Consider the following 23,668-nt stretch of genomic DNA (forward strand, 5'->3'; position numbering starts at 1 on the left):
ATAAAAACAATTGGCGAGTAATTACCCAATTGCTGTTTTATAGTGAGCCTAATCTAAACGTTAAAGGAAGCACAATGCAATTATTTATTGGCAATAAAAACTACTCAACTTGGTCATTGCGGGCGTGGTATTTGCTGAGTAAATTCAATATCTCTTTTACAGAGCTGCAATTAGTTTTAGATACGTCTGAGTTTTATGAAGCATTAAAAAGTAAGTTTCCCGTGCAAAAAGTGCCGGCCCTTATTGATGCTGAATTAATCGTGTGGGATTCACTCGCTATTTGTGAATACATCAATGATGCTTATCTAAATGGTGCTGCTTGGCCTAGTGAAATAGCCCAAAGAGCAAAAGCGCGCAGTCTAGCGGCTGAGATGCACTCTGGTTTTGCTGCACTTCGCAGTGAAATGCCAATGAATATTCGCGCTAACAGGCATGTTGAATTATCAGAGCAAGCTAAAAAAGACATTGCGCGTATCGATGAGATATTTTCTGCTCAGCAGCAAAGTTACCCTAATGCATGGTTATTTGGTGAGTTCTCTATTGTTGATGCGATGTTTGCACCTGTGGTGCTGCGCTTCAAAACGTATCAGGTGGAGCTTTCGCATGCTGCACAAGCTTATTGCCAGCACGTACTTAGTTGCCCGGTAATGCAAAGCTGGATCAGCGAAGCCCTTAAAGAAACCGATATTGTAGACTGTGATGAAGCGGGTGAAGAAATCAACTAACTGAAATTTAGAATATTTTCCTATTTAATTTATTGTCTACTATACTTTTATTTAGGGTTTTTTGTAGTATTTTTATACAAAAATACTAGTTTAATTAGTGAATATACACTCTATACTAGAGTAGTTGCTCTTTAATCGAACACCCCCCTTTCGTAGTAGGCATTTATTTATGGGCGCTTTTGCAGCAAAATTATTTAATCAAGATATGACGATAGATCGCTATGCCTGTCAATTTAAGTCGCTGCAGGTAGAGCAAATATTTTTACAAAGTAAATTTGCACAAGATAAAAAAATAGCGCAATTTTTTTGCTGCATAATTGCTTTAGTTACCACGCTTGTAACCTTCTTCGATAAGATGATTATTCAAGCTTCATTTTGGCCTGATATTGCTCTAACTGGCCGAATTATTATGGTTTCAGTATGCGTACTTAGTGCTTTTGGTCTGAGTTATATCAAAACTATCCAGTTATTTCGTTTGGTGATATCTGTATTTATGCTGTTCTTATTTTTGAATATGCAGTTTATGGCTATTACTTATGAACGTTTTTACATTCTGCATATGTTTTTTGATTTAATCATTTTGATTACATTTTACTTTTCGACCTTAGTATCAATTAAGTTATCTGTATTTTTAAGTACTTTATATAGTGCACTTGCTATCTCTGTTATCTATTTTAATAAAGAAATTTCTAACCACTCTCTTTATATGGTCATTTTAGCGCATCTGGCGGCTAACTTAGCAGGCATGATCATGGCTGCTCACGAACATATTATCCGTAGGGAGCTATTTGTCAGAAATGCTCAGCTTGCGCAACTTGCTCACGAAATGAAAACCCAAGCACTTAGAGACTCACTCACTCAACTGCCAAACAGACGCGCTTTTGATAATGCTTACCCAGAGTACCAAAGGCTCACTCAGCAGCAACAGGGTGAGTCAAAACAGGTGTGCGTCATTTTGGCAGATATTGATTATTTTAAACGTGTTAACGATACCCACGGTCATGAGGTAGGAGATGTGGTATTACAATATTTTTCTGCATTTTTAACGCAGTCGTTGCGTACCTCAGATGATGTATATCGCTTCGGTGGTGAAGAGTTTGTTATTGTGTTGCCATTATGTTCAGTGCCAGATGCTACTGTCATTATTAATAGTATGATCTCACGGCTGAATGCTGAGATGTTCCAAGTTGAGGGGTTATCTCTACCGATCCGAGCAAGTTTTGGTTTGACTGTGATGCGAGAAGAAGAACAAAAGTTAGTAATTGCAAGGGCTGATGCTGCGCTATATCAGGCTAAAGATGCTGGGCGTAATCAATTAGTTATTAAACTTTAACAGCTTTAATATGAGTTAAAACATGTACCTTATAGTCATTTCGGTATAATCTTTAATCAGATTATTTTCTTAGATTAGCAAGCAAGGAGTCGCGAATGCTAACACGCCACGATAAAGGGTATAAAATTTCAATTAGGGCCAGTGTTCTGCTGGTATTTGTCCTTGCAAGCTTACTCACAGCCGTGGTGGCGATTAGTTTGCATTATTACTTTAGTGAAAAGCTGATACTGCAAACTAAATCTGAGCAATTTAAACAAACTAGCCAACAAATAGCCGATCACATCACCCGAATCAATGAGCGTGCCGATAATACCTTGAGCGTGATGATCCACGACACGCGATTATTTTCGAATAGCCAAGATAATAAAGAGATTTTACAGCATGTATTGCTCGAAATTTTAACGCGCCATCCAGACTTTTATTCGCTTTTTCTTGGTCATGCTAATGGCGACTTATTACAGGTTATTAATTTAAAAGGCTATGCCAAGCTTCCTTCATCGTTTCAACTTGATGAAGACGATCATTGGCTGGTGTATCAAATTACAGGGCAGGGTAGCGATCGTAAGCAAGTAACCACGTATTTAGACGAGTCGCTCAACGTTCGTAAAAGAGAAATTAAAGCGACAGATTACGACCCGCGCACCCGTGTTTGGTTTCAGGATGCAATCAGTACTTCGGTGACGAAAACTGAGCAGTACGTGTTTAACGTATTTGATGTACCAGGTTATACCTATGCAATTAAATCAGCGCAAACAGGCGATGTATTAGCGATTGATATTGCCAGTGCAAGTTTGAATCACTTCTTAACCGCACAACAAACTAAAATGAAGCACTTAGTTGAAAGTGAAATGTATGTTTATCGGGGTGATGGCGAGATTATTGCGAGCAGTAAAAATCAAAGCCATCAGCATAGTTTTGCTGATTTATCCCAGTTAGTTAAATTAGATGAGCAGCAATCAGGGCTTGCCAATAAAGCGCATCAATTTGGTAAAATGCTGAGCGTCCATGAAAAGGGGATAGAAAAGTACATGTTTGTGCTGCCTCTGCCGCTCAGTAGCGATATGCAATCTGATGAAGTGGATTATTTTACAGTACTGGTATCTAAAGATGATGTGTTAGCGGTAATTAAAGAAAAAATACGAATTTCAATTTTAGTCACGGGTTTATTTTTACTCTTGCTGCTGCCCGTTTCTTGGTTTTTTGCCTCTTCAATCGTTAATCCAATACTTAAACTAGTGGGTGAGAATAAAAAAATTCAACAGCGCGATTACAATGAGGTATCAACGCTTTCGAGCCATATTTTAGAAATTCATTATTTAGCTAGTTCGATGGTCGATATGAGTCGCTCCATTGAGCAACATGAAGATTCTCAAAAAGCGCTGATGGAGTCCTTTGTTGAGCTTATTGCGCAAGCCATTGATGATAAATCTCCCTATACGGCAGGGCATTGTGAGCGGGTGCCAGAGCTGGGTATTTGGCTTGCTGATGCAGCATCTGGTTCAACAGATGAGGCGTTTTCTGAGTTCAGCTTTAAAACCCCTGATGAGCGACGCGAGTTTCGTTTAGCAGCGTGGTTGCACGATTGCGGTAAAATCACCACACCAGAGCATATTGTTGATAAAGGCACTAAGCTCGAAACCATTTATAACCGTATTCATGAAGTACGCACCCGGTTTGAAGTGCTGCTGCGTGATGCAAAAATTGCTTACTATGAGCAACTATTAGCGCACCCAGAGCAGCAATCTGTGCTTGAGCAAAAGCTTGAGCAACAAACTGAAAAGTTACACGCAGACTTTAGCTTTATTGCTGCCTGTAATATTGGTGGTGAGTTTATGGATGAAGAGCAGCTGTCTCGTTTACATGAGGTTGCTAGCATTAAGTGGCAGCGTCATTTTGACGCTAGTTTAGGTTTATCGCCCCTTGAAGAAATGCGTATGGCTGATTTGAAGAATCAGCATTTACCTGTCGAAGAGTCACTGCTAAGCGATAAGCCAAGTGATTTAATTCCACACGAAAAAGCCGTTGAGTACCCAGAGAGTTTGGGCATTAATATGGTCATTCCTGAGTATAAATATAACCTTGGCGAAGTGTATAACTTGTCGGTTGCACGGGGCACGTTAACAGCGGAAGACCGATTTAAGATCAATGAGCATGTGATCAGCACAATTCGTATGCTTGGAAGTGTGCCATTCCCTAAAGAATTAGCGAGAGTTCCGCGTTATGCGTCAACCCACCACGAAACCTTAAAAGGCACCGGTTATCCACGAAAATTAACCGCTGAGCAGTTATCAATACCTGAACGTGTGTTAGTACTTGCTGACATCTTCGAAGCATTAACCGCAGCAGATAGACCTTATAAAAAAGCGAAACCTCTGAGTGTTGCTATTGATATTTTAGCGAAAATGGTCGATGACGATCACATTGACCGTGACGTATTTGAGCTCTTTTTAACTTCAGGCATATACCTAAAATATGCAAAACAGTTTTTACATGAGTCGCAAATCGATTCGGTCGATATTCAAAAATATCTAAGATAATTATTTGCTTATGCTTTAGGCTAATATTGCAGTGTTTTTGTTTGTAATACAAAGTTATTGGTGTATAAAGATTATACAAGCTAATATTATTTACGAACAAAGCATTGCAAGGAGATGCATAAGTGCTGGTATCTGCTTTTCAAAAACTTAAACAAAAAATTCGTTTCTCGATTCGTCTTACCGTTGTCGCGGTGTTCGTATTAGCCACCTCATTAACAGCCCTGATTGCAATTAGCCTGCAATATTATTTCAGTGAAAAAATGGCTTTAGAAGCCAGTGTTAAAAACTTTAATTTAGCCACCGGCTCCGTTGCTGATTACCTTACTGGGGTGAATGAAAAGTCAGAAAACACATTAAGTGTGATGGTACAAAACAGCAGCCTTATCAGCGCCGACAGCGAAGATAAAAGTGAACTGAGAGATGTCATGAGCGAAATCATGCAGCTCAATCCATTGTTTTATGCCTTATATGTCGGCTATGAAAATGGTGACTTTTATGAATTAATTAATTTAGAAAGTAGTGAAATTGTTCGCCAGCAGTTGCAAGCCATCGAAGCAGATCGCTGGGTCGTGATCCACATTACCGGCGAAGGGGCTGAGCGTGTTCAGCATACTCATTACTTTGATCAGCAATTTAATTTGCGTATCTCTCAAACAAAGAGTACCAGCTATGATCCGCGAGAGCGTTTGTGGTTTAAGCAAGCAAACTCGACCCGAGTCAATAAAACCAAGCCGTATTTTTTCACCCACCTACAAGCTCCCGGGCAAACCTATTCGATAAAGTCGGCAAGAGAAAACAGTGTATTGGCGTTAGACGTGAGCTTATCGAGCATCTCTGAGTATTTAAGTAAACAGCAAAGTAAAATGAGCAGTCAGTATTTAAGTGAGCTGTATATTTACAATAAAGAAGGTGAAATTGTTGCCTCTAACCAACAAAAAAATGGCTTACTATTGCCAAGGCTTGAAAAACTGCCTCTTACTGAAGATCAGCAAAGTGTATTGGCGAAGTACCCTTATTTAAGTGTTTCTAACGAAACCAATTGGCCACCAATGGACTTTAGTGTTGGCGGAAACCCAAAAGGCTATAGCATTGATTATATTAATGGTTTGGCTGAGTTACTTGGAATTAAGGTGACTTTTATTAATGGCTTTACCTGGGCTGAGTTTTTAAGCCAATTTGCAAAAGATGAAATAGACATTATTCAGCCTATTTTTAAAACGCCTGCCAATGAGCCGCTTGGTCTTATGAGCCAAACTATGGCGACCTTACCGTTCAGTATCATTACAGCAAAAGGGTCCACACCAATTGTTACTATGAAGCAGTTAGCAGGCAAACAGTTGGCTATAGGCGAGGGCTGGTCGGTGATTAAAGTGATCAAAGAGCACTTTCCCGACATCGATATTGTTGAGCTACCGAGTACTAAAGCGGTGCTTGATGCAGTAAGCCAAGGGCGCGTCTATGCTGGTTTAGATAACGAGGCGGTATTCAAGTACACCCAAAAGCAGTTTTTTATTGATGGTATTCAGTACAATCAGCTTGATAGTTATAGCCACGATCTACTACCCGATACCCTGCATTTATTGTTTCATCCAGAGGATGCAGCGCTTAAAGACTTAATTGATATGGCAATTACTCAGTTGCCAAATTCGTACATTGCGGCACTCGAGCGAAAATGGTTAGGGAGCGATGCCAGTCAGCAAACACAAGTTATTGGCACTGTGCCATATCCTGAGTTTTTAACTTTAATTACAGATGAAACAAACTTTGCCCATTTACGTTTGATGACCCTAAATGGCATTGAAAAGTACGTGTATATCACTCCGCTTTCAGAAGGGGGCATTAATAGCGATTACTTAGCGATAGTAGTGCCGAAAGAGGGGGTACTAAGCTCTACCCGTGAGAAAATTAAGCTCTCTATTTTTATCACTGCCGCATGCTTAATTATGGTATTGCCGGTGTCGTGGTTTTTTGCCTCACCCATTGTTGCACCTATTAAGACCTTAGAGGGCGAAAACTTAAAGATAAAGCGGCGTCAGTTTGACCAAGTTTCAACGTTAAAAAGCAGTATTAAAGAAATCAATAACCTGGCCACCTCTATGGTGCAAATGAGTCAATCTATTCAGCAGCATGAGCAAAATCAAAAAGCCTTAATGGAATCATTTATTGAGCTTATTGCGCAGGCCATCGATGATAAATCGCCCTACACAGCAGGGCACTGCGAACGAGTACCAGAACTGGGCATTATGTTGGCCCAAGCGGCTTCAAGTTCCAATGAACACGCTTTTAAAGAGTTTGCCTTTAAAAATAAAGACGAGTTAAGAGAGTTTAGCCTCGCGGCTTGGCTACATGACTGCGGTAAAATCACCACCCCAGAGCATATCGTCGACAAAGGCACTAAGTTAGAAACCATTTATAACCGTATTCATGAAGTGCGCACACGTTTTGAAGTGCTATGGCGAGATGCAGAAATCGCTTATTTAAAAGCGTTGCAAAGCTCACCAGAAAAGCAACCTGAGCTTGAGGCCGAGCTTGGCAAACGCCAAGCACAATTACGCAGTGATTTTTCGTTTATCGCTGCGTGCAATGTGGGTGGCGAGTTTATGGATGAAGCAAGCCTTAAGCGTTTAGAGGCGCTCAGTAACATAACTTGGCAGCGACATTTTGACGATAAAATAGGCCTTTCGCCAGTTGAAGAACTACGCGTTCATAGTAATGATGAGCAGTTGCCTGTTACTGAAAAGCTACTTTCAGATAAGCCAGAACATCTGATCACCCATGATAAACCTATTGAGTATGACGAGCGCTTAGGCATTAAAGTAAGCATTCCTGAATACAAGTATAATCTAGGTGAGCTGTATAACTTGCAAATTCAGCGCGGTACGTTAACAAATGAAGATCGCTTTAAAATTAATGAGCATATTATCAGTACCATTCGAATGCTCGATAATGTGCCGTTCCCTGAAGAGTTAGCACGGGTGCCACGTTATGCCTCGACCCATCACGAAACTCTAAAAGGCACGGGGTATCCGCGTAAGTTATCTGCAGATGATTTATCGATACCTGAGCGTGTGCTAGTGCTGGCTGATATCTTCGAAGCATTAACCGCTGCCGATAGACCTTATAAAAAAGCCAAGCCACTCAGTGTTGCCATTGATATTTTAGCCAAGATGGTAGCCGATCAGCATGTTGATCAAGATGTGTTCAAATTATTTTTAACATCAGGTATTTACCTTGAATATGCAAAACGCTATTTAAACCCAGAGCAAATCGATGATGTTGATATCGCAAAATACCTGTAACTGAGGGCGGTTGCTTTTACTTTAGAGTGAAAAGTCCGTACAATTCGCCTCGTTTTTAGTGACGCTTTTAACGAGATGAATTCAAGCCGTATGCATCAAATTGCTGACTTAATCGCTATTTTTGAAAGCACCTTTTATCAAAGCCATAACACGCGTTTGATAAAGGGTGATGATGAACCTATTTACCTGCCTGCTGATGAGCAAACGCCTTATCACCAAATTGTGTTTGCCCACGGTTTTTATGCCAGTGCTTTACACGAAATTGCCCATTGGCTGGTGGCTGGTGAGGCACGTCGGTTAAAAGAAGATTATGGCTATTGGTATTGCCCAGATGGTCGTGATAAGCACCAGCAAGCTGAATTTGAAGCAGTTGAAGTAAAGCCCCAAGCTATAGAGTGGGCGCTCAGTACTGCAGCAGGTTTTGATTTTAATGTATCGGTTGATAATTTAAATGGCGAGCAAACCTGTCGATTCGATTTTCAAGCGCGAGTTCACCAGCAAGTGTTGAGCTTTTTAGCATCTGGCTTTAATCAGCGCACGACAGCACTTCTTAAAGCATTGAGTGATTTCTATAAAACCCCATGGCCACTATCGGCTGCTCAGTTTACGTGGCAGCGCGATTTTCATGGCAACCCAGGAGCTTTATCTGATGCAGTTTAAATTAGGTTTGATTGTAAATCCGGTTGCCGGCTTAGGTGGCAGTGTCGCACTAAAGGGCAGTGATGGCGCAGATACCGCCGCAAAAGCAATGCAACTTGGTGCTGAGCCAAAAGCAAACTTACGCACCCGAGCGGCACTTGAAGTGCTGCTTGCCCATCAAGATGACTTAATCATTTACACTGTAAACGGTGAAATGGGCGAGCAAACGGCAAAGCAACTAGGCTTTCAAAGCCAAGTTATTTACCAAACAAACGATATCACCACCCCAGATGACACAGAGCAGGCTGCCAAGCTACTAGTTGAGCAAGGTGTCGACCTTATTTTATTTGCGGGTGGCGATGGTACTGCCCGCAATATATGCCATGCGGTTGGCGATAGCACTCCTGTATTAGGTATTCCTGCAGGCTGTAAAATTCATTCTGGGGTTTATGCTATTACCCCAAAAGCAGCTGGGCGTGTTGTTGAGATGCTAGTTAAAGGTGAACTTGTAAGCCTTGGTGATGCTGATGTGATGGATATCGACGAAGAGGCATTTCGCGAGGGCACGGTAAAAGCTAAGCGCTATGGTGAAATGCAAGTGCCTAGTGAAGTACGATATGTACAGGCAGTGAAAAATGGCGGTAAAGAAACCGATGAATTAGTGCTTGCCGATATAGCTGCCTATGTTGTTAGTGAAATGGATGAAGACTGCTTATATGTGATGGGCAGTGGTTCTACAGTCGCGGCAATTATGGAAGAAATGGGTCTTGAAAATACCTTGCTGGGTGTAGACTTAGTGGCAGACCAAGAGCTTATCGCGCAGGATTTAACTGCTCAGCAATTACTTGAACTCACACAAGGTAAAGAAACCAAATTGGTGATCACCTTAATTGGTGGCCAAGGCCATATCTTCGGCCGAGGTAATCAGCAATTAAGCCCTGCACTTATTCGTGCTATTGGCCGTGATAATATTATTGTTGTAGCCACTAAAACTAAATTACAGGCCTTGAATGGCCGACCACTGATTGCCGATACGGGTGATAGTGAGTTAGACGATGAATTAAGTGGTTATATTCGCGTAACCACAGGTTTCAATGACCATATTATGTATGCAGTGGGTCATCAAGATGGGCTGCACCCAGAGGAGAAGTAACAATGAGTTTAGTAAGTTATATTGATGCAGCGCAGCAATATTTTGATGATTTAGTTGATAAAGCAACTGACGACGAGCTATTTGCTGGTGGTTATTTGCGTGGTCACTTTGACTTAGCTGTAGGCTATGCACAAGTAGAAGAATTAAACTTATCGATTGATGAGTTAAATAATCAAGTTGAATCTAGCCTAGTTAAAGCTTATCGCAACGGTGAGCTAAACGAAGAAGATAAAGAGCTTGTTGTGCGCCTATGGGATGAAGTTAAAGCTCTTGCAGCTTAATCTAATTAAATAAAATTCTGTAAAGCGACCTGTGTCGCTTTTTTTACATTATCACTTTACCTTTATCAGGTAATTCCATTAACTTAAAATTTACCTTAGTAGTTAGATACGTTAAGGTTAACGAGATATTTTTCCAGGGAATTTGAAAATGAATAACAATAATGATGTGCAGGCACCAAGTGGTGCAATCGCACGTTTTCTAAATACCATAGAAAGGGTAGGTAACAAGCTACCTGATCCGGCGATTATATTCTTAGTCGCCATGCTACTTATTTGGTTTTTATCTTGGCTTTTCTCGGGCACTACATTTGATGCAATCGACCCGCGCACTGGCGAAGCCATCGTTGTAAATAACCTATTAGCAGGGGACTCCCTTGCTACCTTCTTATCTTCGATGGTGAAAACCTTCACTGGCTTTGCGCCGCTTGGTGTAGTGCTGGTTGCTATGTTAGGTGTTGGTGTTGCTGAACATTCTGGCTTTATCAATACCGGCCTTAAATTAATGTTAAAAGTAACGCCTAAGCAGCTTTTAACACCGTCTATTATTTTAGTGGCGATTGTTAGCCATACCGCAACTGATGCCGGTTACGTACTAGTTATCCCACTTGCTGGAGTTATCTTCTATGCGATGGGGCGTCATCCGCTAGCTGGTATTGCAGCTGCGTTTGCTGGGGTAAGTGGTGGCTTTAGCGCAAACTTTATTCCGTCAGGGATTGATCCGTTACTGCAAAGCTTTACCCAAAGTGCAGCACAAATTATTAATCCTGATATGGCGATTAATCCGCTTAATAACTGGTTTTTCACCTCTGCTTCAAGCTTATTTATTATCTTATTAGGCTGGTATATCACAGATAAAATCATCGAGCCGCGTTTACAGAACACACCACTTGATGGTGATACAGAAGACCTACCTGCATTTGATGAAGCGCGCAGTGATGAAAAACGTGCGTTTTATATTGCAAGCACAGTGATGATTGCAGGCCTTGCTTTACTTTGGTTTGTTTCGGCCCCGGCAGACTCTGCAATGCGAAGCGGTGATGGCTCGCTAACTAATTTCCGCTCGCCGTTAATGCAATCAATTGTGCCTCTTATCTTCTTACTGTTTTGGATCCCTGGTGCAGTTTACGGTTTTGCAGTGGGTACCTTCAAAAGCTCTAAAGATATGATAGATGCAATGAGTAAAGCGATGAGTGGTATGGCTTACTATATTGTTATGGCGTTCTTCTGTGCGTTATTTATTGCTGCATTTAGTAAATCAAACCTAGGTGCATTACTTGCGATTGAAGGTGCAGAGCTGTTAAAAGCAATGGCACTGCCAAGCTCAGTCACTGTGGTAGGTATTATCTTTTTAACCGCGTTTGTGAATCTATTTGTTGGCTCAAGCTCAGCAAAATGGGCGCTATTAGGGCCAATCTTTGTACCTATGCTTATGCAACTGGGTATTTCACCTGATTTAACGCAAGCAGCCTACCGTGTAGGTGACTCAAGCTCAAATATCATCACGCCACTAATGCCATACTTCCCACTGGTTGTTGTGTACTGTCAAAAGTATGTAAAAGGCACCGGTATCGGCACTTTAATTGCGATGATGTTACCTTACTCAATCGCCTTCTTAATCGGTTGGAGTATCTTCTTACTTGCGTACTGGGGCTTAGGCATTCCACTAGGTCTTCAATCAAGCTACGCATACCCAGCCATCGGCTCATAACTTTTATAATTTAAACAACCTCATTGAAAAAATTTAATGAGGTTGTTTAAGAGTTATTCCATCCAACAGTATGTTGGGTGACCTTGTTGTACAAAACACCATTCAGTTCCACTAGAAATCACTATTGTTGAAGTACCGTTTGAACCTGAAGTATTTGATGAGCCCCCACTACTTGATGAACCACCTGATATACTCAATACATTGCCGTTACCATCAAGTATTGTCCCCCCAAAAACTTCCCACTTTATTGTAGACCATGGCTTAGGTATAAATAACATTACTGAGCCATCTTCAAAAAAAGTGATGGTGTAAGTTAATGTTAAAGTAACAATTAAATCTTTAAGGTTGCTAGGGACACCTATTTGATCATCAAGATACTGGCTGACAGCAATATGATGAATATTCCCTAAAGCAATTTCTCTTGCGCTGCTCACTACAGTTACAGGTATTTTTTCTAAATTTAATCGGGCATAGGATGGGAAGTCATAAAGCCTTCTTGCTTTTGTCACTAAATCTGGATTAGCATTTGTCTTTTCTTTAATACTATCGAGTTCAGCTTTAGCTTCGATCGCAGCTACCAAAACTTCATTTCTGATTTGAGCAGGAAAAATATCTACAGTTTCAAATCCAGGCTCAGAAATTGATTTAACTCTAAACGCACTAACATTTCCATTTTCAGGGTTTACAACTTGAACTTCTACTGTTTTATTTAATGCCCTATGCTGAAAGGCTTGGTTTTGCATTTCATAACTACTGCAATTATCGCAAATTTCTAATACATATTCATTAGCAGCTATCGCCGGAGAAAGAAAAGCTAATAAGAGTAGAGAAGATATATAATTTTTCATTTTTTTATTCCTTTATTTTATAATTGTTTACATTTCCTGATTTGTTGGTTATTTTGTAAACAACCTTAATAAAGCTGAAAGGGGTGCACATGTCAAATATTATTAATGGATCAATCTCACTGTTTATAGGAATTTTATTAGTTTGGGGTTTGAGTCTGTCTTTTGATGTGATAAGTACACTTGAATATGTGGATAATATCATTATTGCCGAAGATGGAGGGGTTAATTACATCGTTTTGTTTTTTCATGATTTAGCCATGATTTTTTCTTTATATTTTTTTATCGTATTACTCTTTTTATTTTTAAAAAGAAAAAAGATATATTCCGTAAACATATTTATAGTTCAACTTCCAATTGCTTTAATCTCAATATTATCCATATACAGGTTAGTGGCGGGAAATGGTTTTAGCGCCGCATCTTATTTAGAATACTCGGTGTTAAAAGATTTACTAGCAGCGGTCGGGCTTGTTATAACTTTTTATGGTCTTAGTTATTTTACTTCCACTGATAGAGCTTTGAGTTCTGATTAGCAGAACATAGATTAAATAACAGTGGCAGTTATGACATTATTAATGTTGACAGCTTTACAACAGACACAAAAAAACCTTGTCACTCTCATGACAAGGTTTTTTATTGCTTACAGCTTACAGCTTACTGCTTACAGCTTACAGCTTACTGCTTACAGCTTACTGCTTCGATTAGTTCGCAGTGAAGCTCACTGGACGACGCTCTTTACGAGGGCCACCACGTTTTTCACCACGGTCTTTGAAGTTACGCTTTTTGTCGCCACGATCACCACTTGGGCGCTCAGAGCGAGGAGCCGCAGGACCTTGGTCTTGCGTTAGCGTCATATTCATCGGACGTTTACAGATAAATACCTTTTGGAAGTGATCAAGCACATCTTTTGGCATGTTCTGTGGTAACTGTACCGTACTGTGATTGTCATGTAAGCGGATATCACCAATGAATTTGCTTGAGATATCAGCTTCGTTAGCAATCGCACCAACGATATTTTTAACTTGTACACCGTGCTCACGACCTACTTCGATACGGTAAGTATCCATAGGACCCATGCTGCGGCTATTGCGCTCACGCGGCTCACGAGGTTTACGCTCGCGTCCTTGACGGTCGCCACGATCAGCTCGATCACCACGTTCGTTGCGACGACGCTCATTGCGTTCGCCACGTGGTTGAACTTTAACTTCTTCAACCTTGATTGGTGATTGTTGCTGCGCTAAACAAAGTAATGCACCTGCTAAATCTTCAGTACTTAGCTCAAGTTTCTCTGCCATGTTAGCAGCAACTTGATTAAAGAAAGTGATGTCTTTGTTTTCAAGAGCAATCGTTAGTTTGTCTTGAAGCGCTTTAATACGCTTTTCTTCAACTACTTTTGCAGTTGGCAAATCAACTTGTGCGATATCAGATTTCGTATGACGAATGATATTTTTAAGTAAATAACGCTCGTTATGTTTTACGAAAAGAATCGCTTTACCAGTACGACCCGCTCGACCAGTACGACCAATACGGTGAACGTAGGCTTCTGAATCTTGTGGGATATCGTAGTTAATTACTAAGCTTAAACGGTCTACATCAAGGCCACGTGCAGCAACGTCTGTTGCAATAACGATATCAACTAGGCCGTTTTTCAAACGATCTACTGTGCGTTCACGTGCTTGTTGGTTCATGTCACCATTAAGTGGTGCCGCAGAGAAACCTTCGCGCTCAAGTAATTCAGCTAACTGTACCGTGTCGTTACGTGTACGTACGAAAACAATTGCACCATCGTATTGTTCTGCTTCTAAGAAGCGAACGATTGCTTTGTTTTTGTGTACGTGTGCATTCCAAAATACTTGCTCAACCGTTGATACAGTTGAGTTACGCGCAGAAATATGAACTTGCTCAGGCTCATTCATGTACTTGCTGCTGATATTTTGAATTTGCTTAGGCATGGTCGCAGAGAAAAGACATGTTTGCTTTTCACGTGGCGTTTTCTCCATGATGCTTTCTACATCATCAATGAAGCCCATGCGTAACATTTCGTCTGCTTCATCAAGAACAAGGGCTTGTAAGCTCTCAAACTTGATTGTGCCACGGTTAATGTGGTCAATTAAGCGACCTGGCGTTGCAACAATGATTTGCGCGCCACGACGAAGTGCACTTAGTTGGATGCTATAGCTTTGGCCACCATAAAGGGCTAAAACTTCAACACCACGAGTATGCTTAGCATATTGTTCGAATGCCTCAGCTACTTGGATCGCAAGTTCACGCGTAGGCGTTAAAACAAGGATCTGTGGCTGCTTCACAGACGGGTCAATATTATTTAGTAACGGCAGTGCAAATGCTGCTGTTTTACCTGTACCCGTTTGCGCTAGTCCCAGTACGTCCTTTCTTTCTAGCAATAACGGTATACATTGAGCTTGGATTTCAGATGGAGTCTTGTAACCCAACTCTTCAACTGCTTTAAGGATTGCAGGAGAAAGATTTAGAGATTCAAACGTGACTGGTTCTGACATTAATACGCCTCAACGAATTTAAAGAGGCGCGCATTGTATAGGAAATACAATGCAATTGCTTGTATAAATTACAACTAATTTGTATGTGGTTGATGTTGGTCATAATTTAATCAGTTTAAAGTTACCAAAATCAACCACGTTTACAATTTATTGATATAACCCTAAATTTTCTTTAGCGTATGCTTCGAATTCAGTGAAGCCACCAATGTGGGCTTGGTCAATAAAAATCTGTGGTACGGTTGGGCAAGGTTTGCCTGCAGACTGTTCTAAATCTGCTTTGCTGATGCCTTCTTTAATGATGTCGATATAACGGTATTTAAAATCGTCACGCTCATTTGCTAGTTTTTCAGCAACGTCTTTTGCACGAACACAGTATGGGCAGCCTTCACGGCCAAAAATTACAGTTAACATATCGCTCTCCTCGATTTGAATGTGTTTATCATCTTAACGGATTAAATGAATAAAAACAGCGCATAAAATCGATTGCACTATTCTGTTTTTTCTCACTAAAAGCGATTGAGCTAATCAAGTGTGCGCATCCTAAGGCCAAGTTCTGTTGAGTAACCCATAGAATGCGCAGTAATGGCCAATTGCTCATCAATAACATAATAAGTTGGGTAGGCACTGATTTTATAATCTTGACCTGTACTTTTACTGCCAAGTAACACCGGCATTGTTAATTCGAGTGAATCGGTAAACTGTTTAACTTCAGTAATGTTTTGGTAATCAAGGGCAATTGCTATGGCATTTAACTTACCTTGCTGATGAGCCTTTTCTAAATTTGGCATACTGTAACGACAAATTGAGCACCAAGGCGCAAAGAAATACACCACTGTTTGCTTTCCTTGTAATTGTGCAATGGTCATCCGCTCTGTCGGGTTTTTTAGCGTGGCTAAATTAAAATAGGGGGCAGGAGTTTTATCAGTTGAGAGTAAATTACGTTGCTGAAATGCGGTCACGGCATACACAACGACTGCCATTAACACGACATTTTTTAGCACATTGATAAATTTTTTTAAAAAAGTTGGATTTTTTTTCATTGTTATTTTGTACGTTGTTAGCCCTTTAAAATCAACTAATTCAGACCAGTTTGAGGGGGTTAAAATTTCAATTGATTTAAAAAAATTACAATTTTTTTTTGCTAAAAATCTTGAAAAGATTTTACCCGCCCATAGATAGTTTAGTGAGGACGCCTGATGGGTCCCAAACAAACTAAAGTAATTGAAATATATAGTATTAATTTAACTTTGCTAGCACTGGTTCAATAGAAGAGTACTAACAAAATATCGCTTAAATATGAGGATATAATTATGCGTACAGTAGACTTATCACCACTTTATCGTTCATTCATCGGTTTCGATCATTTAGCATCATTAATGGATGCGGCAGCTCGCACAGACAAGCAGCCAAGTTTTCCTCCGTACAACATCGAAGCACTCGATAAAGACAAATATCGTATCACTATGGCTGTAGCAGGTTTTAGTGACAGTGAATTGACCATTGAGTCAGAAAACAATACATTGAAAGTCAGCGGTACTAAAGCTGATAAACAAGATAATGCTGAACGTAAGTTCATTCACCAAGGCATTGCAGAGCGTAACTTTGAGCGTAAGTTCCAATTAGGTGACCACGTTAAAGTGCTTGGCGCTGACCTTGAAAATGGTTTACTAAGTATCGATTTAGAGCGTGAAATTCCAGAAGCTTTAAAACCACGTAAAATCGAAATCGGTAATGGTAAATTACTCGAAAACAAGTAATTACCAACAGCATTGTTTCCCCTAGTTAGTTTTGCCGCCTCATTTGAGGCGGCTTTTTTCGTTATGCTTAGCAACTAATTCTGCTTGCATCGTCTTTAAAGCCGCAATTTTATCTTCGGCTTCATTAAGCTTATCTTCTGACAACCCCGCTTGCTTACCACGTTCTAGAAGGGATTCGAGAGTAGCAATTTTACTCTCTGCGGCATCAATAAAGCGAAGTTCTAGTTCAGTTTGCTGCGCTTGATGATATGTCTGATACGCTTTGTGATCATTAAGATCACCTGTAAACCGCTTTGCTTGCAGGGTTTGCTTTGCAATAGGGGCTATATAATCAGGTGTTGTGATTATCGCTTTAATGCTGGCATTTTCGATTTGCTCTGTAGCTGGGTGGGCTTGCTTTTCGAGCGTGCTGGTCAGTGCTTGCTGATCATGAACATCTGTTTTTTCAACCTCAACGGACACCGGTACTTTTTCAGCAGGTGCTAAACTAATAGGGTGAGTTTGCAGATGAATAACAACGGCAGCGCTGGACAGTACCATGAGTGCTAAAGCTAACCATTTCATAGCTTAACGCCATGGTGTGTTTGCCAAGCCAGCCATTTTTGTTGATAGCTGCTTTTGGCTTTTTCAATTGCGATGGCCTTTTTAGCTTGATAGCGAACGGTTTCGTCATTTGCGCTAAAGTAGCCAAAAGTATGATCGTAGCTCATTACTACTACCCATAAACCATTCGGTGAGCGTATTACTTCACTCAATTGTTGAGGTTTTTGTGTGAATGCTAATTGTACTGCCCAATTTCGTTTTTGCTCTCGGGTTAAGTGGTTTTTATATTGAGCGTAAATATCGGGCTGATTTAATTGCTTTAGTGCGTGTTGTATCGAGCTTGATTCTGCTTGCTTTCTAAATGCTAACGCCGCCTCTCTATCGGTAAATTCGCCGCCATGGGCCTTAACCGATTTTAGATAATGAAATCGTTCTTTGTGTTGCTGGTAATATTGCTGGATTTCGGTGCCAGTTACCGTGTTTTCTAAGCTAGTTAACACAGGACTATCAACATGCATAATACCTTTTATGCCTAACCAGCTTTGAATCGAAGGTCTTAAGATATCGCCCTTGGCTATAGAATAAAGATGGGGTAGCGAAAGTTGCTGTGTTTGTAAGACTGTGTCAGCTTGCTTTAAATGCAAAATAAATTGTCGATGTTTTAAAATTTCGGTTTTGAACAAGTCGCTATCCCCTTGATGCAAACGAAAGCGAGTCTGCATAGAAAGAGGCGCCATAAATTCGTACAGCGTCATTGAGTTTTCAAACAAATTGAGTTTAATAGCATTGAATTGTTTGATTTGGGCATCACTGTACTGACCATTCAGCGGGTATTGCCCTAAGTTGATTTTCAACCAGTGTTGATCAAATGGTTTAAGCCCAGTTGTGGCAGGTTTATCGGTAAGATTTAGCTGATGAATAAACAGATTATCTAAGTAGCGCATTACATGGTAATGAGTTGAAAAGCCAACACTCGCTTGGCGCTCTACAAGCTCTGGCATGTTTTTCTGTGCGTACTCAAGTAAAAATTGATTCTCGTATAGACGTGCACGTGTTTGCTGTTTGCTAATATCAGGGCTTTGCTCTTTGTAGACCTGCCACATGAGATCAATTTCAGATTCCGTGTATTGATTAAACGCAGCAACTGCTAGGTTGCTAAAAAGCAAACCTAGCAGTGCTGTCAAAATGTAAAGCCCACGCATTATCGAGCAACCATGGCATGATTAAGTAGGTGAACCACCATCGCAATCGCATGAGGAACCACTTGTTTTGCAGTATCGAGTCGGTCGTAATGATCTTCTGAATTTAACACGATCCCACCTTGAGCATACGAAAATGCGCCACCTTGGGTTAACAAAGGGCGTACATCAGTTGATTGTGTATCTAATGCCGCAAAGGTCGTCATAGCTTGTGTAACAAGGGCTGGATCGTTGAGGTTTTCTTGGTCGTAATAATCATTCACCCAACTTTCCCAGCTTGAGTGATTTAAATCGGAGGTTGTCCAAGTATGATGAGGTTGGAGTAAATCGGTGGTGTGAAATACAAAACCTAAAATCTGTGGATTACCGCTTTGTAAGTAACTTTGATACCAGTACTGCCCTAAGTTATCGATAGGTTGGAATGGCATATCCTCAAAGTCATCATACATGCTGTAACTTGATTGGCTATCTATACGGTAATGAGCTTCAGTAACGCCATAGCTATTATATTTTGAAGAGTCAGCATTGAACCAGCCTGTTTCACCACCTTTACCATCATCAAGGTAATCACCTTTGAGCCATGTCGCTGCGAGATTATCAACCGCTCCCCATACTGTTAGACTTTGATAGTTGTAGCCGCCAAAGTCGTTGCCATGTTGATCAGCACCTTGCGTGTGATTTTGAAAGTGCCAATAACTGGTGTATTTCACAATACTTTCCGCAGCACCCCAAACTGGTGCTTGAACGCAAGAACCTGTAATAGCACCACAAAAAAAAGTGTCCTCAAAATCATCGACGTCATAGGCTGCTTGCCCAAGTAGCTCGCCAAGTTGAGTGACAGTCATATTATTTTGCTGAGCATAGCTGACTAACGCAGCGTATTGTGTTGTGCTTGGGTGTTGTTGCATGTAGTTAACGGCATCAATCACTATACGTTTGTGGGTTTCTTGACTAAACGCATGTACGTTACTGCTGCATGCAACTAAAAACGCTGCGCTAATAAGTGTTTTTTTCATTGTGTCCTCAAAGTGTTATTTAATATGCAGCGCTATTAAAAAAGAGCGTGATTACACTAGAGTGACAAAATAATTAAACATTTAATTAACAAGTTTACCCAATATGGTACTTTGTCATTACAGTTTTTCTAAATTATCCAAGCACCAGTTAGCCCGTTTGAGAGTGGCTTGCTGTACAGATTCATCCTGTTTATACCAGTTTTTATAAATCATACCGATACGTGGGTTTTGTGATAGCTGTTGTTCGTGCTCTAACATAAAATGCCAATATAGGCTGTTGAATGGGCAAGCATCCTCAGTGGCTTTTTCTTTAATGTTGTAGCTACAATGTTTGCAGTAATCACTCATTTTGTTGATGTAATTTCCACTGGCTGCATAGGGCTTAGTGGCAATTAAGCCCCCGTCAGCAAATTGGCTCATTCCCCGAGTGTTGGGCATTTCTACCCATTCTATGGCGTCGATATAAATACCTAAATACCATTCATCTACTTCACTTGGCTCAATAGCGGTTAATAAGCAAAAGTTACCCGTGATCATCAAACGTTGTATGTGGTGTGCATAAGCTGTCTGCAGGCTTTGTGTAATGGCATGGTGCATACAATTCATGTTTGTTTTGCCATGCCAAAAATAGTCGGGTAGGGGGCGCTTTGCATTTAAGGCATTTTTGCTGGCGTAATCAGGCATATTTTGCCAATAAATACCACGTACATACTCGCGCCAACCGAGAATTTGCCTGATAAAGCCTTCAACTTGCGCAATATCAATAGGTTGCTTATCAAAGCTAGCTAACACTTGCTCGATGACCTGCATCGGGTGCAGCATTTTAGTATTAAGGGCAAACGATAAACGGCTGTGATACAAAGACCATTGGTACTGGGACTGACATGTCATAGCATCCTGAAACTGACCAAAATGAACCAGTAAATGATCGCAAAAAAAATCGAGTAACTGCTTTGCTTCAGCGCGTGTGGTTGGCCAAATTAACGTATCGCTGCACTCACCAAAGGTGTTTAGTTTGTGCATTTCTACTCGTTTAAGGATGTTGCTAACATCGTGACCGAAACATAAAGGTTCTGGGATTTCTTTAAGATCGCTGGGTTTTAACTTGTTTCTATTTTGCTGATCAAAATTCCATTTGCCACCACGAGGTTGATTATCATCGTCCATTAAAATATTAAAACGTTTGCGCATAGCACGATAAAAAAACTCCATTTTTACCGGCTTATTTGGCTTAAAGTGCTGGTCAATATCATTAAAAGGTAGTAGAAAGTGTTCCGAATCAACTGCATTGACATCAAATTCACTCTGCTGTGAAAAGTCTGCAAGTTGCTTTTTAAGGCGATATTCGTCTGGGTATTGGTACTCAATGTTCTGGCATTGATAATGCTTAGCTAACCGGGTAAGTAGCTCTGGTAGTGAGTCATCATCTTGTGTGTCATCGAGTGTCAGATGCAGGCAGTTTAAATTCGCTTTTGTCAGTGCATTAGCAAAGTTTTCCATTGCAGCAAAGAAGGCGACCACTTTTTGCAGGTGGTGCTTTACGTAGTTGGTTTCTTGTTTTAATTCGGCGATGACATACAGCGTGTCTGGTTGTGATTTTTCTTTAAACCAGCTGTGGCTTGCATTAAGTTGATCGCCAAAAATAAATCTTAAGGTGGTGTATTGCACTTCTAATAGCCTTTGCCGCAAGTAATCTAGGTAACTACGAAGCAATCACAAAGATAGATCGATAAATATAGTCTATAAAAGGTACATTAGTGGCATTTTTAATGAGTCACTACTAAGGAAGGGTCGAGATGAAAATTAACTTACATTTACTATTTATAAGCCTGTTAGTTTGCCCTTTGGGCCACAGCACTGTTTATCACTGTGAGAAAAACGGTGTTGCTGAATTTAGCCAACAGCCCTGTGGCAAAGATGCAAAGTTGATTACCATTAAAGAACAAAATCCACACCTTTCGGGCGCGTCAGATAATGCTGCACAAGCATCAGCAGGTAAAGATACCGCCGAGGTCGACCGTTATATCCGCTTAAAGCAAATCGATGCGCAAATAGCAGAGCATAACAATAAAATTGACACATTCAAGCTCAAAATGGACAGGGAGATAGTGGCTTTAACTGAGCAATCAGATGCTCAGCTACGTAACTTGGTGGGGGCTAAAAAACAAGCTGCAATCGCCAAACAAATGACAGCAGTATCTGAGCGTTACGGCGTGCTTATCGACAGTGAGCAGCGCAGTATTGATAGACTCACGGCTGAAAAATACACTTTAACTTCATCTGCAAATACGGTTGCTAATAATGAGGTTGCTAGTTTTATTCGCTCAAAACAAATTATGCGTAAAATTTCAGAGCATGAAAATAAAATAGATACTTATCAAAGTGAGTTAAACATGCAAATGTCAGAGCTTGAGCAACAACTAAGTAGCCGCCCTCGTAATTTAGCTGATGCGAATAGCGATAACGCACTAGCTGACAAAATGACAGCTTTAACGAGTCGTTTTAACACCTTAATCGCCATTGAACAAAAACAAATAGATAGGCTCAACAGCGAATTGACCAAACTATGAGCTTAAGCGTGCTGGGCAATAGGCGCTAAACGACACCACATTTGAATAAGCAAACAAGTAACTTTTTACGATGTTGGCAAATATTCTCGTAGCTTGCAGCCAAGCTTGATGTAATTGCGCACTAATGTGGTGAATATACGATTTGCGCGTATCAATAAAGGCATCGCAAAGGGTATCGATATCTTCAAATGACACGTTTAAAAAGCTCAAATTATTCGCTAAATAATGAATAAACGGCGTGACTTGCTGTAAGTCATCGAGGTGGCTTACTACTTTGTTGAGCGCACAGTAAAGAATATAGCTGCGCTTAGTTATGCTTTCTTGCTCAGGCACTGTCATGGTTAATTGACGAGTACTAAGACTGCGATGATATGCGCTTGTAAACTGATGGAAATCCGGTTTTAGCAATTCAATATCTTGTAGTAACAGTCTTTTTTGAAATGAAGATAGACTCATAGTAAATCGCTTAATAGCCAAGGCTATAGGTTGTTCTTATTATATGACTAAATATAGACGAGAATTTTCAGTTATGGGAAATTTTATGACAAGGTTGTCATAAAATTTTTAGGCAAAAAATAGTCTAACTAATTCATGTAGGAAGGTTGCTAATTGAGCGCTACATGCTTATAATAGCCGCCATTGAATTGAGGTGTTTAACACTCGATTAAATGATATTAAGTTACTTTTAATATCTATTGGCGCGGGATGGAGCAGCCTGGTAGCTCGTCGGGCTCATAACCCGAAGGTCGTCGGTTCAAATCCGGCTCCCGCAACCAAATACATGCTAAGGCATTGTAAGTGTACTTAGTATGCACAGTAATTTTTACTGTATGAAGTCGCGCATTCTGGTAATGCGCGTTTTGCGTTTAGGCTATCTAGTTTAATTTAGTCAGGTGACTGACTCGCAACCAAGCTTGGCCCTAGGCCACACAGTTTTATGCTTTAGGTGTGACGCCCCGCTTGGTTCGGGGCGTTGTTGTATCTGCTTGGCGGTGATTTTAAATCATTATTAAACTCAGTATTTCAGGGCTATATGCCCTTTTTTTGTTTGTATGGAGGATTTTCGTGACAAAACTTGAGCAAGATTTAGTAGCCATGCTCTCACCGGCCGTTGAAATGTTAGGCTTTGAGTTACATGGTCTTGAGTTTGTGCAAGCTGGTCGCCACTCTACATTACGTGTTTATATCGATCACGATGCAGGGATTACGGTTGACAATTGTGCCGACGTTAGTCGTCAAGTTAGCGCAATTTTAGACGTCGAAGACCCAATTACAAATGAATATGATTTGGAAGTTTCGTCTCCTGGTGTTGATCGTCCATTATTCAAACAAGATCACTACGAGAAGGCGCAAGGAGAAGAAGTACGCGTGCGTACAAAGCTTCCGCAAGATGGTCGTCGTAACTTTAAAGGCGATTTAGTATCAGTTAGCAGTGATATGATCACACTTTCAGCAGATGGCGCTGAGCATATGATTATGCTTAGTAACATTGAACGTGCGAACATCATCGCAAAGTTTTAATTCGAGTGCGAAGGAATAGGGCAAGC

The 23,668-nt window shown here is 40.6% G+C and carries 20 protein-coding genes, 1 tRNA gene and 1 pseudogene; 13 read left to right on the top strand and 9 right to left on the bottom strand.

The window, feature by feature from the left end; all coding sequences use genetic code 11:
* The first annotated feature begins 74 nt into the window (after positions 1–74).
* The 8 genes and pseudogenes from AN213_RS06730 (at position 75) to AN213_RS06765 (ending at position 11,675) form a co-directional block, all read left to right on the top strand.
* Positions 75–725 (top strand): glutathione S-transferase family protein, encoded by a 651-nt coding sequence (locus AN213_RS06730; protein WP_055198017.1) that lies wholly within the window; start codon positions 75–77, stop codon positions 723–725.
* A 169-nt stretch (positions 726–894) separates the two neighbouring features.
* Positions 895–2,058: a GGDEF domain-containing protein gene (locus tag AN213_RS06735; protein WP_054562109.1), complete on the top strand. Its 1,164-nt coding sequence runs from the start codon at positions 895–897 to the stop codon at positions 2,056–2,058.
* A 944-nt stretch (positions 2,059–3,002) separates the two neighbouring features.
* Positions 3,003–4,595: pseudogene (locus AN213_RS06740) on the top strand (HD-GYP domain-containing protein); the annotation flags it as partial.
* Positions 4,596–4,717: 122 nt separating this feature from the next.
* A complete protein-coding gene (locus AN213_RS06745) occupies positions 4,718–7,894 on the top strand; it encodes an HD domain-containing phosphohydrolase (RefSeq protein WP_055198021.1) in 3,177 nt (1,058 codons plus the stop codon).
* Between the two features lie 90 nt (positions 7,895–7,984).
* Complete coding sequence (locus AN213_RS06750) at positions 7,985–8,554, top strand: elongation factor P hydroxylase (RefSeq protein WP_054562343.1); 570 nt, start codon at positions 7,985–7,987, stop codon at positions 8,552–8,554.
* Positions 8,544–9,686 (top strand): ATP-NAD kinase family protein, encoded by a 1,143-nt coding sequence (locus AN213_RS06755; RefSeq protein WP_055198023.1) that lies wholly within the window; start codon positions 8,544–8,546, stop codon positions 9,684–9,686. Before AN213_RS06750 ends, AN213_RS06755 begins: the two co-directional genes overlap by 11 nt.
* Positions 9,687–9,688: 2 nt before the next feature.
* Positions 9,689–9,967 carry a YfcL family protein gene (locus AN213_RS06760; RefSeq protein WP_054553188.1) on the top strand — a complete coding sequence of 93 codons (279 nt, stop codon included), beginning with the start codon at positions 9,689–9,691 and terminating at the stop codon, positions 9,965–9,967.
* Positions 9,968–10,115: 148 nt separating this feature from the next.
* On the top strand, positions 10,116–11,675 hold the full coding sequence (locus tag AN213_RS06765; protein ID WP_055198025.1) for an AbgT family transporter: 1,560 nt from the start codon (positions 10,116–10,118) through the stop codon (positions 11,673–11,675).
* 53 nt (positions 11,676–11,728) lie between these two features.
* Here the strand turns inward: AN213_RS06765 and AN213_RS06770 are convergent, their stop codons facing one another.
* Positions 11,729–12,523 carry a hypothetical protein gene (locus tag AN213_RS06770; RefSeq protein ID WP_055198027.1) on the bottom strand — a complete coding sequence of 265 codons (795 nt, stop codon included), beginning with the start codon at positions 12,521–12,523 and terminating at the stop codon, positions 11,729–11,731.
* A gap of 89 nt (positions 12,524–12,612) precedes the next feature.
* Here AN213_RS06770 and AN213_RS06775 point away from each other — a divergent pair, with 89 nt between their 5' ends.
* Complete coding sequence (locus AN213_RS06775) at positions 12,613–13,053, top strand: hypothetical protein (protein ID WP_055198029.1); 441 nt, start codon at positions 12,613–12,615, stop codon at positions 13,051–13,053.
* 168 nt (positions 13,054–13,221) lie between these two features.
* Here the strand turns inward: AN213_RS06775 and AN213_RS06780 are convergent, their stop codons facing one another.
* From AN213_RS06780 to AN213_RS06790, 3 genes are all read right to left on the bottom strand, one after another.
* On the bottom strand, positions 13,222–15,036 hold the full coding sequence (locus AN213_RS06780; RefSeq protein WP_055198031.1) for a DEAD/DEAH box helicase: 1,815 nt from the start codon (positions 15,034–15,036) through the stop codon (positions 13,222–13,224).
* Positions 15,037–15,183: 147 nt separating this feature from the next.
* Positions 15,184–15,447: a GrxA family glutaredoxin gene (locus AN213_RS06785; RefSeq protein ID WP_054553185.1), complete on the bottom strand. Its 264-nt coding sequence runs from the start codon at positions 15,445–15,447 to the stop codon at positions 15,184–15,186.
* Positions 15,448–15,557: 110 nt separating this feature from the next.
* Complete coding sequence (locus AN213_RS06790) at positions 15,558–16,016, bottom strand: TlpA disulfide reductase family protein (protein ID WP_235576265.1); 459 nt, start codon at positions 16,014–16,016, stop codon at positions 15,558–15,560.
* 330 nt (positions 16,017–16,346) lie between these two features.
* On the opposite strand from AN213_RS06790, the gene AN213_RS06795 reads away from it, so the two are divergent.
* On the top strand, positions 16,347–16,793 hold the full coding sequence (locus AN213_RS06795) for an Hsp20 family protein (protein WP_054562102.1): 447 nt from the start codon (positions 16,347–16,349) through the stop codon (positions 16,791–16,793).
* Positions 16,794–16,832: 39 nt separating this feature from the next.
* Here AN213_RS06795 and AN213_RS06800 read toward each other — a convergent pair whose 3' ends face one another.
* The 4 genes from AN213_RS06800 to AN213_RS06815 form a co-directional block, all read right to left on the bottom strand.
* Positions 16,833–17,357 (bottom strand): hypothetical protein, encoded by a 525-nt coding sequence (locus tag AN213_RS06800; protein ID WP_055198033.1) that lies wholly within the window; start codon positions 17,355–17,357, stop codon positions 16,833–16,835.
* Positions 17,354–18,520 (bottom strand): peptidyl-prolyl cis-trans isomerase, encoded by a 1,167-nt coding sequence (locus tag AN213_RS06805; protein ID WP_235576264.1) that lies wholly within the window; start codon positions 18,518–18,520, stop codon positions 17,354–17,356. Before AN213_RS06805 ends, AN213_RS06800 begins: the two co-directional genes overlap by 4 nt.
* A 17-nt stretch (positions 18,521–18,537) precedes the next feature.
* Positions 18,538–19,551 carry a hypothetical protein gene (locus AN213_RS06810; RefSeq protein WP_055021727.1) on the bottom strand — a complete coding sequence of 338 codons (1,014 nt, stop codon included), beginning with the start codon at positions 19,549–19,551 and terminating at the stop codon, positions 18,538–18,540.
* A gap of 117 nt (positions 19,552–19,668) precedes the next feature.
* Positions 19,669–21,219, bottom strand: coding sequence for a cryptochrome/photolyase family protein (locus AN213_RS06815; protein WP_173637074.1), 1,551 nt, complete (start codon positions 21,217–21,219; stop codon positions 19,669–19,671).
* 128 nt (positions 21,220–21,347) lie between these two features.
* On the opposite strand from AN213_RS06815, the gene AN213_RS06820 reads away from it, so the two are divergent.
* Entirely contained in the window at positions 21,348–22,121 is a 774-nt protein-coding gene (locus AN213_RS06820) for a DUF4124 domain-containing protein (protein ID WP_055198034.1), read from the top strand.
* On the opposite strand, the gene AN213_RS06825 is transcribed toward AN213_RS06820, so the two are convergent.
* On the bottom strand, positions 22,116–22,577 hold the full coding sequence (locus AN213_RS06825; protein WP_055021725.1) for a globin: 462 nt from the start codon (positions 22,575–22,577) through the stop codon (positions 22,116–22,118). The two genes, AN213_RS06820 and AN213_RS06825, sit on opposite strands and share 6 nt — an antisense overlap.
* Positions 22,578–22,820: 243 nt before the next feature.
* Here AN213_RS06825 and AN213_RS06830 point away from each other — a divergent pair.
* Both AN213_RS06830 and rimP read left to right on the top strand, forming a co-directional pair.
* Positions 22,821–22,897 (top strand) — tRNA-Met (locus tag AN213_RS06830).
* A 289-nt stretch (positions 22,898–23,186) separates the two neighbouring features.
* Positions 23,187–23,642, top strand: a complete 456-nt coding sequence (gene rimP / locus AN213_RS06835; protein WP_054562099.1) for a ribosome maturation factor RimP — start codon at positions 23,187–23,189, stop codon at positions 23,640–23,642.
* Positions 23,643–23,668 lie beyond the last annotated feature (26 nt).

Source organism: Pseudoalteromonas sp. P1-8, assembly GCF_001399985.1.
Classification (GTDB): domain Bacteria; phylum Pseudomonadota; class Gammaproteobacteria; order Enterobacterales; family Alteromonadaceae; genus Pseudoalteromonas.

Excerpts from the sequence above, each read along its gene's own strand:
- AN213_RS06810 (WP_055021727.1), bottom strand. The coding sequence starts at position 19,551 with ATGAAAAAAACACTTATTAGCGCAGCGTTTTTAGTTGCATGCAGCAGT.
- AN213_RS06780 (WP_055198031.1), bottom strand. The coding sequence starts at position 15,036 with ATGTCAGAACCAGTCACGTTTGAATCTCTAAATCTTTCTCCTGCAATC.
- AN213_RS06770 (WP_055198027.1), bottom strand. The coding sequence starts at position 12,523 with ATGAAAAATTATATATCTTCTCTACTCTTATTAGCTTTTCTTTCTCCG.
- AN213_RS06785 (WP_054553185.1), bottom strand. The coding sequence starts at position 15,447 with ATGTTAACTGTAATTTTTGGCCGTGAAGGCTGCCCATACTGTGTTCGT.
- AN213_RS06800 (WP_055198033.1), bottom strand. The coding sequence starts at position 17,357 with ATGAAATGGTTAGCTTTAGCACTCATGGTACTGTCCAGCGCTGCCGTT.
- AN213_RS06825 (WP_055021725.1), bottom strand. The coding sequence starts at position 22,577 with ATGAGTCTATCTTCATTTCAAAAAAGACTGTTACTACAAGATATTGAA.
- AN213_RS06820 (WP_055198034.1), top strand. The coding sequence starts at position 21,348 with ATGAAAATTAACTTACATTTACTATTTATAAGCCTGTTAGTTTGCCCT.
- AN213_RS06730 (WP_055198017.1), top strand. The coding sequence starts at position 75 with ATGCAATTATTTATTGGCAATAAAAACTACTCAACTTGGTCATTGCGG.
- AN213_RS06765 (WP_055198025.1), top strand. The coding sequence starts at position 10,116 with ATGAATAACAATAATGATGTGCAGGCACCAAGTGGTGCAATCGCACGT.
- AN213_RS06755 (WP_055198023.1), top strand. The coding sequence starts at position 8,544 with ATGCAGTTTAAATTAGGTTTGATTGTAAATCCGGTTGCCGGCTTAGGT.
- AN213_RS06790 (WP_235576265.1), bottom strand. The coding sequence starts at position 16,016 with ATGGCAGTCGTTGTGTATGCCGTGACCGCATTTCAGCAACGTAATTTA.
- AN213_RS06760 (WP_054553188.1), top strand. The coding sequence starts at position 9,689 with ATGAGTTTAGTAAGTTATATTGATGCAGCGCAGCAATATTTTGATGAT.
- AN213_RS06750 (WP_054562343.1), top strand. The coding sequence starts at position 7,985 with ATGCATCAAATTGCTGACTTAATCGCTATTTTTGAAAGCACCTTTTAT.
- AN213_RS06775 (WP_055198029.1), top strand. The coding sequence starts at position 12,613 with ATGTCAAATATTATTAATGGATCAATCTCACTGTTTATAGGAATTTTA.
- AN213_RS06795 (WP_054562102.1), top strand. The coding sequence starts at position 16,347 with ATGCGTACAGTAGACTTATCACCACTTTATCGTTCATTCATCGGTTTC.
- AN213_RS06735 (WP_054562109.1), top strand. The coding sequence starts at position 895 with ATGGGCGCTTTTGCAGCAAAATTATTTAATCAAGATATGACGATAGAT.